Source organism: Alitiscatomonas aceti, assembly GCF_025567195.1.
Lineage (GTDB): Bacteria > Bacillota > Clostridia > Lachnospirales > Lachnospiraceae > Alitiscatomonas > Alitiscatomonas aceti.
This window is the reverse complement of the sequence record NZ_JAOQJF010000049.1, coordinates 1-13129: the sequence shown is the minus strand read 5'-3', so window position 1 is coordinate 13129 and position 13129 is coordinate 1. Positions and strand designations below refer to the sequence as shown.

General features: G+C 53.3%; 14 protein-coding genes, 1 tRNA gene and 1 pseudogene. All 16 read right to left on the bottom strand.

Translation table 11 applies throughout. From position 1 onward, the window contains the following. A tRNA-Tyr gene (locus tag OCV69_RS15495) sits at positions 1-81 on the bottom strand. A 39-nt stretch (positions 82-120) separates the two neighbouring features. Next, positions 121-2166, bottom strand: a complete 2046-nt coding sequence (locus OCV69_RS15490; RefSeq protein WP_158360207.1) for a glycoside hydrolase family 13 protein — start codon at positions 2164-2166, stop codon at positions 121-123. Between the two features lie 410 nt (positions 2167-2576). Next, positions 2577-4340 carry an ATP-dependent zinc metalloprotease FtsH gene (gene ftsH, locus OCV69_RS15485; protein ID WP_470207088.1) on the bottom strand — a complete coding sequence of 588 codons (1764 nt, stop codon included), beginning with the start codon at positions 4338-4340 and terminating at the stop codon, positions 2577-2579. A 60-nt stretch (positions 4341-4400) separates the two neighbouring features. Next, positions 4401-4928 carry a hypoxanthine phosphoribosyltransferase gene (hpt, locus tag OCV69_RS15480; RefSeq protein ID WP_022272671.1) on the bottom strand — a complete coding sequence of 176 codons (528 nt, stop codon included), beginning with the start codon at positions 4926-4928 and terminating at the stop codon, positions 4401-4403. Next, positions 4921-6330: a tRNA lysidine(34) synthetase TilS gene (tilS, locus tag OCV69_RS15475; protein ID WP_262563216.1), complete on the bottom strand. Its 1410-nt coding sequence runs from the start codon at positions 6328-6330 to the stop codon at positions 4921-4923. The genes hpt and tilS overlap by 8 nt, the downstream gene beginning before the upstream one ends. A gap of 72 nt (positions 6331-6402) precedes the next feature. After that, positions 6403-7818: a SpoIIE family protein phosphatase gene (locus tag OCV69_RS15470; RefSeq protein ID WP_331485778.1), complete on the bottom strand. Its 1416-nt coding sequence runs from the start codon at positions 7816-7818 to the stop codon at positions 6403-6405. 98 nt (positions 7819-7916) lie between these two features. After that, entirely contained in the window at positions 7917-8246 is a 330-nt protein-coding gene (locus tag OCV69_RS15465) for a septum formation initiator family protein (protein WP_158360206.1), read from the bottom strand. Further along, a complete protein-coding gene (gene yabQ / locus OCV69_RS15460; protein ID WP_158360205.1) occupies positions 8218-8604 on the bottom strand; it encodes a spore cortex biosynthesis protein YabQ in 387 nt (128 codons plus the stop codon). The genes OCV69_RS15465 and yabQ overlap by 29 nt, the downstream gene beginning before the upstream one ends. Positions 8605-8625: 21 nt before the next feature. After that, on the bottom strand, positions 8626-8907 hold the full coding sequence (gene yabP / locus OCV69_RS15455; protein WP_158360204.1) for a sporulation protein YabP: 282 nt from the start codon (positions 8905-8907) through the stop codon (positions 8626-8628). Between the two features lie 114 nt (positions 8908-9021). After that, positions 9022-9261, bottom strand: a complete 240-nt coding sequence (locus tag OCV69_RS15450; protein ID WP_158360203.1) for an RNA-binding S4 domain-containing protein — start codon at positions 9259-9261, stop codon at positions 9022-9024. A 3-nt stretch (positions 9262-9264) separates the two neighbouring features. Then, entirely contained in the window at positions 9265-9540 is a 276-nt protein-coding gene (locus OCV69_RS15445) for an HU family DNA-binding protein (protein ID WP_022273525.1), read from the bottom strand. A 266-nt stretch (positions 9541-9806) separates the two neighbouring features. Continuing rightward, complete coding sequence (locus OCV69_RS15440; protein ID WP_022273526.1) at positions 9807-10100, bottom strand: hypothetical protein; 294 nt, start codon at positions 10098-10100, stop codon at positions 9807-9809. A gap of 132 nt (positions 10101-10232) precedes the next feature. After that, positions 10233-10616: a MazG nucleotide pyrophosphohydrolase domain-containing protein gene (locus tag OCV69_RS15435; RefSeq protein ID WP_158360202.1), complete on the bottom strand. Its 384-nt coding sequence runs from the start codon at positions 10614-10616 to the stop codon at positions 10233-10235. Positions 10617-10742: 126 nt separating this feature from the next. Continuing rightward, positions 10743-11291: a stage V sporulation protein T gene (spoVT, locus tag OCV69_RS15430; RefSeq protein WP_158360201.1), complete on the bottom strand. Its 549-nt coding sequence runs from the start codon at positions 11289-11291 to the stop codon at positions 10743-10745. Positions 11292-11572: 281 nt separating this feature from the next. Beyond that, positions 11573-12028: a DIP1984 family protein gene (locus OCV69_RS15425; protein ID WP_158360200.1), complete on the bottom strand. Its 456-nt coding sequence runs from the start codon at positions 12026-12028 to the stop codon at positions 11573-11575. 329 nt (positions 12029-12357) lie between these two features. Next, positions 12358-13032, bottom strand: a pseudogene (locus OCV69_RS17050) (dTDP-glucose 4,6-dehydratase); the annotation flags it as partial. Positions 13033-13129 lie beyond the last annotated feature (97 nt).

Here is a 13129-nt window from a genome sequence, read left to right as displayed (position 1 = left end):
GGGCGGAGGTGGATTCGAACCACCGAAGCAAGTTGCAGCAGATTTACAGTCTGTCCCCTTTGGCCACTCGGGAACCCGCCCATATCATTCTGACAAGTCAAAATGATATCACAAAATCAATTAAAAATCAAGCACTTTTTCCTCAAAGATCATGGCACAGAAGGGACCGATCTCAACGGTCAGGATCCCGTCCCTGACCGGGTACGGGAGACGTCCCACATTGTACCGCTCCACGCTGGATTCCATGATCCGGTCCATGGAATCTCCGGTCACCTCTGCCTCCCATACAGGGATCTGAGCCCTCTGGGTAAAGCTCTCACTGTTGACCAGCACCACGCCCCGCTCATTTTCCTGGAATCTGCCGTAGGCGATCATGCCATTCTCTGCCAGCAGCGGCTTAAAGGAGCCCGTCCGGAAGGCCCGGTTCCAGTTTCGGATCCCCGCCAGATACCGGTGGAATTCCATCAGCTCCAGATCCTCCTGGCCCCAGGGGTATGTCCGCCGGCTGTCCGGATCCGTCCATCCGCAGACACCGGCCTCATCGCCGTAATAGATCGTCGGCGCCCCAGGCCAGGTCATCTGGACCACCACCGCCGCCCGGAAGATCCCGAGATTGATCCCCTCTGAGGCCGCCGCCTTCCCCCGGTAATCCAGCCGCCCCACCTGTCGGTTGGTCCTGGTAAGGAAACGGGAGTGATCGTGATTGGAAAGCTCGTTCATGGCCGCCATCATGGACGGCGTCTGCATCCAGCTCATATTGTAAAGCATGGTACACATAAACGCCTGGCTGTTCTGGTACAGATGGCCGTCGGCCCGGTCGCTGTGCTTTTCAAGCCCTGTTAAGAACCAGGAAAGAGGCTCCATGAAGGCATCGTAATTCATGATCGTATCCCACTGGTCGCCTCCGAGCCAGGAGGAGCCGTCTCCATAATGCTCTGCCAGGATCAGCGCGTCCGGGTTCGTCTCCTTCACCACCTTCCGGAAATCCCGCCAGAACTGATGGTTCATTTCCGGTGAGTGTCCCAGATCTGCCGCTACGTCCAGCCGCCAACCGTCGATGTTATATGGCGGCGACAGCCACTTCTTCGCAATATCCAGAACATATTGATATAACACCTCCGAGCCCTCATAATTAAGCTTTGGAAGGGTATTATGGTCCCACCAGCCCTCATAGGAGCCATTGTCGGGCCATCCGTTCTCATCCGAAAACTTAAAAAACTTCTGGTAGGGGCTCTCCGGATCCAGATAGGCTCCCGGCTCATAGCCGGATCTTCCGGCATATATCTTCTCCCGGTCCAGCCACTTATTAAAGGAGCCGCAGTGGTTGAACACGCCGTCCAGGATCACCCGCATGCCCCGCTTATGGACCTCTTCCATAAAACGGGCAAAAAAGGCGTCGCTGGCCTCCAGATTTTCCATATCCGTGGTCCGGACCGCATATTTTTCCGAGTGGCCGTTGTCGCTGTCATACTCGTCGGCCAGGCCCTCGGCCTCCTTTACGATCACCCCATAATGGGGATCCACATGCTCATAGTCCTGGGTGTCATATTTGTGGTTGGAGGGCGACACGAAGATCGGATTCAGATACAGCACCTCCACCTTCATGTCCTGGAGGTAATCCAGCTTGTCCCAGATCCCCTGGAGGTCACCGCCGTAAAACCGGTCCACATCCAGCACTGACAGATCCTCTCTCCAGTCGTCGATCTTCATCACCGGGAAGCCAATGTAAATATACTCGTCTGAAACCACATCATTATCCGGATCGCCGTTGCAGAACCGGTCAATGAAGATCTGGTACATGAGAGCGCCCTTGGCCCAGTCCGGCACATGAAAGCCAGGAGTAATGGCAAACATCTGCTGTCTCTGTATATCCTTCGTTACTCCCAGCCGGTTGTAAAGACAGGTCTCTCTGCCTTTTTTTATCTCAAAATAAAAACGGAGGGCCGTTTTTCCCACCGAGATCACAGTCTCATAAAAATCGAACCGCCCCCGGCTCTCTGCCTTATAAAGCTCGATCCGCTGGCCGCTTCCACATATGATCATAGAAACATGATCCGCGTTATTTTTTGCTGTCCGAAACCGCAGGGTCACAAGGTCGCCGGGATCTGGTTCCTCCGGACACCGGTATTCCGCAGTCTCGTCGCAAAACAGAGCCGCTTTTTCCATAAAAACAGCTTCTCCTCTCTGTCTCCTATGTTGTCTTATTTTTCTTCTGTTTATTATTATACAGGATTTCCCCGGGAATTGCACGGACTATTTTTCATGCCCGGCCTTTCCCTGCTTCCGGACAGAAAAAAGGCCAGCGGGGAATCGCTGGCCTTTTTCCGGAAAAGGTATTATGTCTCTTATGGGGTATAGCAAAAACTATATAATGTATTGGGGGGGTTACGAGTAGTAATATAGCATACGTTTCCGTATAAGTGTGCACAAACATGAATTTATTTCAAAAAAAAAATTAGCAGTATTTACTTTGGCCTTCAATATTTTGTTCAAATTTTATATTAGATAAAATAAAACGGCGTCTGCCTGTGTTTCTTTTGTCCAAACGCCGTTTTACTTTATTTTCTTAAGTGTGCCTATTCAAAAAGCGCCTCAAACTCGTCCTGGCTGATCTTTTCCTTTTCCAGCAGAAGTTCACAGCACTTATGAAGCACATTCTCATGTTCCAGGATGATCTTCTTTGCTTTTTCATAGCATTCGTCGATGATCCGCTTTACCTCGCTGTCAATGGCCGTAGCCACACTCTCGCCGTAGCTTCTGGCATGGGCCAGATCCCGGCCGATGAACACCTCATTCTCATCGCCGCCGTAATTGATCATTCCCACCTTCTCAGACATACCGTACTCAGTCACCATGGCCCGGGCAATGGCGGTGGCCTGCTTGATATCCTGGGACGCCCCGGTGGTCACATCGCCGAAGATCAGCTCCTCCGCGATCCGTCCGCCCAGGGATACCATGATATTCTGGAGCATCTTTCCTTTTGTGTTGAACATCTCATCCTTTTCCGGCAGAGGCATGGTATAGCCGGCTGCGCCCATTCCCGTAGGGATGATGGAAATGGTATGGACAGGGCCCACATCCGGCAGCACGTGGAACAGGATCCCGTGGCCCGCCTCATGGTAGGCAGTGATCTTCTTTTCCTTTTCAGAGATCACCTTGCTCTTCTTCTCCGCTCCGATCCCTACCTTTACAAAGGCCTGGTCGATATCCGCCTGGCGGATGAAACGGCGCCCTCCCTTGGCCGACAGGATGGCCGCCTCGTTTAACAGGTTCTCTAGATCCGCTCCGGTAAAGCCTGCGGTGGTCTGGGCCACCCGCTTTAAGTCCACATCATCGCCCAGGGGCTTTTCCGCCGCATGGACCTGAAGGATCTCCTCCCGGCCGCGGATATCGGGCTTTCCAACACCCACCTTCCGGTCAAAACGGCCGGGACGCAGGATCGCCGGATCCAGGATATCGACCCGGTTGGTGGCCGCCATGACGATGATCCCCTCGTTGACACCGAAGCCGTCCATTTCCACCAGAAGCTGGTTTAAGGTCTGCTCCCGCTCGTCGTGACCGCCGCCCATACCGGTGCCGCGGCGTCTGGCCACAGCGTCGATCTCGTCGATGAACACGATACAGGGGGCGTTCTTCTTGGCGTCCTCAAACAGATCGCGGACACGGGATGCGCCTACGCCCACAAACATCTCCACAAAGTCAGAGCCGGAGATGGAGAAGAAGGGAACGCCTGCCTCCCCGGCCACAGCCTTGGCTAAGAGGGTCTTACCAGTTCCCGGAGGGCCCACTAAGATCACGCCCTTGGGGATCCTGGCTCCCACATCTGTATATTTTTTCGGATTTTTCAGGAAATCCACAATTTCCTCTAAATCTTCTTTTTCTTCCTCAAGACCGGCGACCTTGGAAAAATCCACCGAATTGGTGCGGCTCATTTTTGCCCGGCTTTTTCCAAAGTTCATCATCTTGCTGTTTCCGCCGCCTCCTCCGATCCGGGCGTTCATGTACATCATCAGGAACATGATCACCACAGCGGAAAGACCGATGGGAAGGATAATGGTCATCAGATAATTGTCTTTGGGAACATCATCCACCAGATAGTCGATCCCCTTTTCCCGGAAAAGCTGCTGGACCTCCATCACATCAGACACGGCGATCTTTCCGCGTTCTCCATTTGTCAGGATCGTCATTACGACGCCGGTGGGCGTCTGGGCGTTCTGGCGGATCAGGGCCGTCTCGATCGCGCCGTTTTCCACAGACGTCATGAACTCCTGGTATGTCATCTCATCGCTGAACAGGTTTCCCTGCTGGCTCAGTGTGGACGCAAAAAAGATCAGCGCCATCACAAGCAGGATCAGTCCCATTCCACGAAACTGCTGGTTCTGTTTCAACTGGCTGCCTCCTTACTGAAATTCTACAACGCCGATATACGGAAGATTCCGGTATTTCTGGTCATAATCCAGGCCAAAGCCCACCACAAACTCGTCGGGGATCTCAAAGCAGGTATAATCCACCTTCACCTGCTTCTTCACACGGCGCTCCGGCTTATCCAGCAGCGTACACAGATGAATGGACTCCGGGTTCCTCTGCTTTAAGATCTCGATCAGATAGGCCAGGGTCCGGCCAGAATCGATGATGTCCTCCACGATCAGCACATTCTTTCCCGCAATGGATTCGTCCAGATCCTTTACGATCCGCACCACGCCGGAGGACTCGGTGCCGCTGCCATAGCTGGAAACAGACATGAAATCCATGGATACAGGCACCGTCAGCCGCTTGGCCAGCTCGCATGTAAAGAACACGCCGCCCTTTAAGATGCAGATCAGATGCACCTCTTTTCCTGCATAGTCCCGGTTGATCATTGCCGCCACTTCCGCGATCCTTTTATCAACCTCTTCTTCCTTCAATAAAATACGAACATTTTCAGCCATTTTCTTCTCCTTTGCAAACTTGAACTTCCAATATAGTACGGGTATTCTCCGTGATCTTATAAAATTCACTGATGCGGTATCCCATGGCCCAGAGCACATGGCTTCCCTCTGCCAGAAGCGGGATGGATGCCCGTTTCTCCTCCGGAATCTTTTCATCTATGAAAAAACGCTTTAAAAGCTTTCTTTTCCCCCCGGCGATCATGAGATAATCACCGCTTTCCCTGGTCCTGACGGATAACGCACCTTTGATTCTATCATAATCAAACCATTTCGTATACTGGTTTTTGGGAATTTCCATTCCTTTTTTATAAGGAAGCAGCCGGGTCTTAATGGGAAATGCCTCCAAAGCCCTTTCTCCGGCCGCCCGGGACAAAAGCCGTTTTTCTGGAGCCACCTCCAGGCGGTCATAGCCACGCACGGCCCTGAGCCCGTATGGAAGGACCGCCTCCGTTCCTCCCCCCGGCCCCGTCAGGGCCCGCACCGCCTCCACATGCCTTGCGGAAATATCCCTGGGACTGCCCGCTGCCCGGGATACCATGGCCCGCACCAGATAGCCCTGGACCACCGGCGGCTGGCGGTCGAAGATCTCTGTGGGGATGGACACTGCCAATGCCTCTGGAACATCTCCCGCGTCCTCCGGCAGCCGATCCAGGTCCCCAGCGTCCGCCAGAAGCTTTTCTGCCAGCTCCGCAAAATACGCGTCTGCCTGGGCTGCCAGCTCCGCAGCCGCCAGGATATGCTCCGGAGCCCTGGCGTTGATGTTTTCCTTCACCCAGGGCAGAAGCTGGTTGCGGATCCTGTTTCTTGTATACACATTTTCCCCATTGGTGGAGTCCTCGCACCAGGGGATCCCTCTTTCCTCCAGGTATCCGGCGATCTCTGCACGGGACAGGCAGAGGAGAGGCCGGATCACCTCCCCCCGGACCGGCCGGATCCCGGAAAGCCCTTTAAGGCCGCTCCCCCGGAACATGTTAAAAAGCACCGTTTCCGCACTGTCGTCCCGGTGGTGGGCCGTGGCCGTCTTCTGACAGGAAAACTGCTCTGCCGTCTCCTTCATATACTCATACCGCAGGATCCGGCCCGCCTCCTCCCCGGAGATCCCCCGGGCCGCCGCATACTCTGCCACATTTTCATGAGCCACTGCCAGAGGGATGCCAAGACGGCCGCAGATCTCCTTCACATAGGCCTCATCCCGGTCTGCCTCCGCTCCCCGCAGGCCATGGTTTAAATGAAAGGCCGCCAGGCGGATCCCCAGCTCCTCTTTCAGTTCGTCCAGCAGGAAAAGAAGGCAGACGGAATCGGCGCCTCCCGACACCCCGGCCAGGAGCCCGTCCCCCGGCTCTGTCATCTCCCAGGACCGCATATATTCCCTTACTCTCTGTTTTACAGCCTCTCCTGTCACTCTCTCATCTCCTGTTTTCCAGCGCTGCACCGGCAGGCCGCCGCCAGCGTCCGGACCTGCCGTTTCCGGCTCCTATCTCCCGTAGATACCGCCCACCAGCACAGTCATATCGTCCCTGGGCTCCCCGTCAAAGGACAGGGCAAAGGCCATGATCATCTCCGCTGTCTCCTGGGGCCCGGCCGCCGGCAGACCGGCAAGGAAATCCGAAAACGCCGCTTCCTTTTCCGCCCCCGGCATGGCGTCCAGGACGCCGTCGCTGACCATGACGATCCGGTCCCCGTCCCAGAGCTTCTTTGAGATCATCACCGGCTCCACCGGATTCATGACCCCGGCGGGCACATGCTCCGACTCCAGCACCTCCACACCGTCCCGGCCCATGATAAAGGAGGCCACGGCTCCCAGCTTCATGGCCTCCGCCACTCCGGAATAAAGATCCACCAGGCAGAGGTCCAGAGTCGCCGGACGGTCGTTCTGCCCGGTCAGCAGAAGCACCGTGTTCACCAGCTTCAGGGCCGACCTGGCTGAAAAGCCCGTGCCCAGAAGCTGCTCCGTCAGCTCCATGACCTTCTCGCTGTCCTCGCTGGCCGCCTGGCCGCTGCCCATGCCGTCGGACAGGCTTAAGATGGCCTGGCCCGGAAGGCCGCTCTTAAAGGTGTAGCTGTCGCCGGAGACCTCCTCGCCGTCCCTGGGGACCCTGGAGGACCCGAACAGGATCCGGTACCTGCCGTCCTCAATGAACCGGAAGGAGGCCGGATTCCTGGTGATGATGGCCTTCCCGTCCCGGGCGGCGCTGAAGCTGCCCTTCATGACCCTGGCAATGGCCTCTGAGGCGTCCCTGGCCGTCATACAGCGGCCGTTGGTCATCCGGGCGGTCATGAACACCTCCCGCCGTCCCTGGCCGTACTGGAGCACCAGGAGGCTTTCCACGTCGATCTGCCGTTTCCGTAAGGCCGTCTTCAGCTCTCCCTCCCAGGTCATGGTCACATCCAGGGCCTGCTCCATCTGGCCGGAAAATTCCTCCAGGATCCCCGCCAGCTCCTCAAACTGGGTCATGACTGCGGCCCGGCTCTCCAGAAAGCGGTTTTTCCAGGTCAGGTTCATGGTGGCCCGCCCCAGGTTCCGGTTCAGCTGCCCCAGATAATCCGATTTTCTCCGGCATACCTCCAGAAACCGCCGGGGCATGTCCTCATACTCCACACAGCCCTTTTTTTCAAAGGTCCGCAGAAGATAATACAGATAATAATTCTCATCATCCCCGCCCCGCCTGCATTCCCTCTGGATCCCGCAGGACTCGCACGCTCCGCATACCATGGCCGACGCCGCCTCCAGGGCCGCGATGCCGTCCTCTCTGGAAAGCCCCGGCTCCTCCCGGCACCGCCCAAAGGTCTTTGCCAGCCCGCCCAGGGACTGGGCCATGTCCTTCAGCCGCCTGGCCGCGTAAACGTTGGCCTCCGCCATGTCCTTATGTACCGCCCGCCTTTTTAACACAAAAAATCCCTCCTAACCTGCGTACCATATTATAAACAGATCAGGGGGAAATATTTGTCAGTTTTCCGGGCAGTCCATAAAAAATTCCATGACACGATCTACCTGGATTCCTCTGCCTTAAACAAAATCTCGTCTTTTTTGACCAGGCCCAGCTTTTCCTTGGCGACCTTTTCCACATACTGCTTGGTCTGGACGTACACGCGGTACTCCTCGAGCTGAGCGGTCCTGGCGACTTCCTTCGCCTCCAGCTTTTCCAGGTTCTGCTCCCTGGCCTGGTATTCCAGGTCCTTTTCCCGAAGAGAGGACGCACCGATATTGACCACCACGGCAAGGCTTAACACCACTGTGGTGATCCCGATCAGGGCCATACGGTTCTCCAGTCCATATTTCGGTTTTCTTTTATTTCTTCTGTTTCGGCTCCGCTTCATAATTCCTCACTTCTCTCCGGGCTCTGATATGTATTATTTTCATTTTAATCCATCTTCCGGTCTTTTTCAAGAGGACAAATACATTCCTGCTGACAATTCTGTCGTAGGCCGTCATAGATAAAAGCACACAGCCAATGACGTACCCCCGTACCACGCCGCTGTTCTCCCAAAACAATAAGGAAAAGGTCATGACTGCACAGTAGATCCAGTAAAAAATGTCCTCCAGACCTGTCCATAATGAGCCGTGGGGCACCAGCAGCCGGAAAAGCCGGAGAAGATCATAGCTGACCATGAGAACAGCCCCCAGTAAAAAGCTCATGAGCGCCAGGGCCGCCTCGTCCTGTATGTAAAGGCTCAAAAGGATCTCCCTCCCCGCGTCCTACTTAAACAGTCTGGAAAGAAACGACTGGCCGGTCTTTTTGAAGCTTTCGCTGGAGGAATATACAAGACTGTCCGCCTGTCCCTCGATGTCGATCTCCCCCTTTTCCAGAGTCAGCCTGCTCACATGGAGGTCTTTTCCTTTGATGGTCAGAAGCCCCATGTCTGTATCCAGCACGATGGTATTTTCATCAAAGGAGATCACGTCCAGGATCCCCGTAAGATTCCCTTTTTCCCGGTTGTACAGCATGATCTGGTGGGAAAGTCCCATTTTTTCATCCATAAAAAAACCTCCTGACATACTTTTTATAAGTATATTAGGAGGTCTTCTCTTTTATTCCCTTTATTGTTGGCCGCGCGGCCGTACACTTTTCCAAAGCCGCGCCCCTGCGGCAGATCAAAGATACCGGTAAAGCTCCTTCACGTCGTCCTTGCGGACCGTTTCCTGGACGTCCAGGACCTCTACCTTCACAGATTTCGTTCCAAACTGGATCTCAATGATATCTCCCTGCTTCACAGCTGCAGACGCCTTGGCCGGCTTGTCATTGATCATGACCCGTCCGGCGTCGCAGGCCTCGTTGGCCACGGTCCTCCGCTTGATGAGGCGGGATACCTTAAGAAATTTATCGAGTCTCATGGATTAAGCGTTTACCTGATCCTTTAATGCCTTGCCGGCTTTGAACTTGGGAGTTCTGGAAGCTGCGATGGTCATAGCCTCGCCAGTTTTCGGATTTCTTCCTTCTCTCTCCGGTCTCTCAGATACCTCAAAGGTACCAAAGCCAACTAACTGGATCTTCTCACCCTTCACTAATTCTTCTGCTACAACGTCTGTAAAGGCCTTCATTGCCTTTTCTGCATCCTTTTTGGAAAGCTCTGCCTTTTCTGCCACTGCTGCGATTAATTCTGTCTTGTTCATTGAAATTTCCTCCTAAAAATTAGCTCACGATCACCAGAGCGTCTCCGGCGAAGTCCTTGAATTTATAACAGCGGCCCGGCACAGCCGGACCACCGTTTTTTGTACTCTTACATTTATATATGTTTCTGCTTTCTTTGTCAAGGTTTTTCCGCAAAAGAACGAGGTAAAATCACGGTTTTCCGGGGTCTGGAGCCTCCAGGAAAACTGCCTGTCCCGGCAAAAAAAGGGCGGCGGTTTTTACGCCGCCGCCCTGGGAAAACACAGTCTTAGCTGAGCTCGATCTTTTCTGCCTCTTCCGGCTTAAAATCGTTCTCCAGATCGTAGATATTGTGGCCTGTGGAATCGCCCAGAACGCGGCCCTCTAAGGAGTAGCAGCGGATAAAGCGGGTGTCGCTGACGCTGGACCAGTGCTCTACGTCCCAGGTCAGATACCCCATATCGTCGCTCTTCTTCTCTTTCAGGTACAGATCCACCTGTCTGCCGTCCTTCATGATCTTAATGAGATCCTTATAATCAGCGATCTCCACTTCCTCTTTTTTTACAGAATCATAAATCTTCATTGGAATCTCCTCCCCATATTCGTTCATACGATCCCGGCTTTACCGGGACCTGTATGTTTATTATAGCCTTCATGGGGCGAAAACACAAGAAGAGATTGGAAAAATGCGGGAATGCCCGGCCAGGCTGGGCTTTTACCGGTTCTTCCGGGCCGCCCGGGCCTCTTTTTCTCTCCTTTTGATCTCCTCCCAGGTCAGGTCCTTCTCCATCTCCCCGCCGAAAAGCCTGGGGTGACGGCGCACCATCTTTTCACAGATCCCATTGACCACGTTGTCAATGGTAAAATTCCCCTGCTCCTTTTCGATCTCACAGTGGATCATGATCTGGTACAGCACGTCTCCCAGCTCCTCGCACAAATTTTCCGTATCCTGGTTGTCGATGGCCTCCAAGACCTCTCCGCACTCCTCCACCAGATACTTTTTCATGGACTCATGGGTCTGGACGCTGTCCCAGGGACAGCCGTTCTCCTTATCCCGGAGCTTCTCCAGGATCTGCTTTAAATCATCAAATGTATACATGATATCCTCCGGCTCCATTGAAATGCCGCCGGGAGCAAAGACCTTCTGTCCCGGCATCCTGATATCAGTATAACAGAAACCATATGGTTTGTCATGGGTGATTTCCCGGCCCTGGGGACCAGGCCGTCAGCTTTCCATCTGCCTTCCCAGGAATCCGGCGGCAGTGGCTGCCAGACGCAGCTCGCCCTCAGAAAACTTTGCCCGGGGCTCCCGGCTCATGATGACCACCGCTCCGATGGCATCGCCCTCACAAATGATCGGCGTCACCACCTGGGCAGTGACGCCTTCCATATCCTCTGCGGAGACCTCCACATAATTCCGGTCGTCCTTCCCGGCCTGGACGGTGGCCCGCTCCTGGATCACATGCTCCAGCTGTCTGCTGATGGGCTTCTGCAGCAGCTCCTTCTTTGCGCCTCCGGCGGCCGCGATCACCTGGTCCCGGTCTGTGATGCAGACCATGAGCCCCGTGGCCTGGGCCATGGCGTCCGCGTACTGTCCGGCAAAAGCATTGAGCTCCATCATCGGCGAGTACTTTTTGAGAATGATCTCCCCTTCCCGGTCTGTGAAGATCTCCAGAGGCGTGCCCTCCCGGAGCCGGAGCGTGCGGCGGATCTCCTTGGGGATCACCACCCTGCCCAGGTCGTCGATTCTCCTTACGATTCCAGTAGCTTTCATAACGTAAATTCCTCCATTTGCTTTAACTATCCGTTTCTGGAAAATAGTATCTGTAAATGGAGGGATTTTATGCGCTCTATGAAATTTTCCCCGTTCCCGCCCTCGCAGGCCCAGTCAATGTCCGGTAATAACCATACTCGATCACAATACACATGTACACGATCGGGGCATAACGATCCAGAAAGGGAGTTGAACCCCAAACACGCGCCCTTACATGTACCATGTACGGCTTGCGCAGCCGCCGCGTGACATTCGCCCTGTTCCTGCTACCAGACCCAGCCTTACTCGATCAGCTCTGTGCTCCAGTTGTTCTCCTGGAGCTTATTGTCCAGCAGTCTCAGCTCTTTGGCCATTTTATCGATCTCATCCTGCCAGTCCGTTACAGAGATCGCTGCTTTGATCTTTATCTCCGTATTTCTGGCCCTGTAAGACGTCTGGCTTCCTGTATAGACAATGTCCTTATATACACCGATCTTCAGAATCAGCGCATCCTTTCTTGCGATCAGCTCCGTTAAGGTCCTGCCATCCACCTTTGTCTGGGAATTGGTCAGGTTGATCCTGGAGATCAGATACGCCAGCCGCTCTACTGATGCATCCAGCTCCCGCTTCAGCCGTTCCGGCTCCTCTGCGGTCCTCTCGCCTTCCTGTACCAGCACATTGCTGTTCAGCCTCTTCCTCAGCTGCTCAATATTCCTGTTTAAATCCGCCCGCTCCTGCAGCGCCTCTGCCAGCTTCATTGTGTATCCCTCCCGGTTGGTTTGGTGTGGTATCACTGTGGTGGTGCAATGGTGGGGGTGTGATACCGTGGTGGTTTGGTTGAATTGTTTGGTTGAAGGATTTGTTTCCTAAATATTGTATTGGTATAGTTTAGTATAGCACAGGGGAGGGGGAAATGTTAGATGAACATGCTGTATTTTTATAGAGAGTGTGTGAAGAAAAGTCTGTAATTAAGATCTTCTATGATAATGATTGGGGTTAGAAGCTCGTTCCGGAGATTTCAACCCTTGTTATATAACAGGACTGCCTGGGCATGTCAAGAACAGACGCGATTTTCCGCCTGTCTTGTGTCTTCCACATACAGCCAATCGCGGATATTCAGACCATCACCATACACAGACAGAGGCTTATCAACCAGAGCATTGACAATCATCAGCGGAGTCGGCCTTCTCAGAGAATTGATAAGGACTATAGTTATTCGAACAGCGACTAATTGTCACAGGTATGCCGTAGGTTCGATAATTTGCATTTACCAAAAGATCATCAGCAGCTTTTGATGAGCTATACGGACTACTCATATACAATGGTGTCTCTTCCGTAAATAATAAATCTGGTCTATTAAGTGGTAGCTCTCCGTAAACCTCATCGGTAGAAACTTGATGCTAACGCTTTATCCCATACTTGAGGCTACCCTCCATCACCACGCTTGTTCCATAATATTTGTCTGCGGAAATATCTCCGGATTCTCAATAGAACGCTCGACATGCGATTCAGCAGCAAGGTTCATCACAATGTCTGGACGCTCTACAAAAAAAGATTTCATCTATCTTCTCACAGTCACGAATATCAGCTTTATAGAATCTGAGGTCTTCTTTATTTATAATCGGAGCGAGTATTGTAAGATTACCTACATATGTTAATGCGTCAACGCAAAACAATCCCTATCTTCCGGACGCCCTTGTAACTCTAGAAATATATAGTTAGAGACAATGAATCCGACTCCTCCAGTTACTATAATGTTCATAATAAAACTTCCTCCTAATATATAAGTGTAGGATTTCAGTACCCAACAGCCAGTTGGGTCTTAATCCACTCATTGTTTAAGCTGTATAATGATTAGG

Excerpts from the sequence above, each read along its gene's own strand:
- OCV69_RS15490 (WP_158360207.1), bottom strand. The coding sequence starts at position 2,166 with ATGGAAAAAGCGGCTCTGTTTTGCGACGAGACTGCGGAATACCGGTGT.
- ftsH (WP_470207088.1), bottom strand. The coding sequence starts at position 4,340 with ATGGCGCTGATCTTTTTTGCGTCCACACTGAGCCAGCAGGGAAACCTG.
- hpt (WP_022272671.1), bottom strand. The coding sequence starts at position 4,928 with ATGGCTGAAAATGTTCGTATTTTATTGAAGGAAGAAGAGGTTGATAAA.
- OCV69_RS15465 (WP_158360206.1), bottom strand. The coding sequence starts at position 8,246 with ATGAAGCGGAGCCGAAACAGAAGAAATAAAAGAAAACCGAAATATGGA.
- yabP (WP_158360204.1), bottom strand. The coding sequence starts at position 8,907 with ATGGATGAAAAAATGGGACTTTCCCACCAGATCATGCTGTACAACCGG.
- OCV69_RS15450 (WP_158360203.1), bottom strand. The coding sequence starts at position 9,261 with ATGAGACTCGATAAATTTCTTAAGGTATCCCGCCTCATCAAGCGGAGG.
- OCV69_RS15445 (WP_022273525.1), bottom strand. The coding sequence starts at position 9,540 with ATGAACAAGACAGAATTAATCGCAGCAGTGGCAGAAAAGGCAGAGCTT.
- OCV69_RS15440 (WP_022273526.1), bottom strand. The coding sequence starts at position 10,100 with ATGAAGATTTATGATTCTGTAAAAAAAGAGGAAGTGGAGATCGCTGAT.
- OCV69_RS15435 (WP_158360202.1), bottom strand. The coding sequence starts at position 10,616 with ATGTATACATTTGATGATTTAAAGCAGATCCTGGAGAAGCTCCGGGAT.
- spoVT (WP_158360201.1), bottom strand. The coding sequence starts at position 11,291 with ATGAAAGCTACTGGAATCGTAAGGAGAATCGACGACCTGGGCAGGGTG.
- OCV69_RS15425 (WP_158360200.1), bottom strand. The coding sequence starts at position 12,028 with ATGAAGCTGGCAGAGGCGCTGCAGGAGCGGGCGGATTTAAACAGGAAT.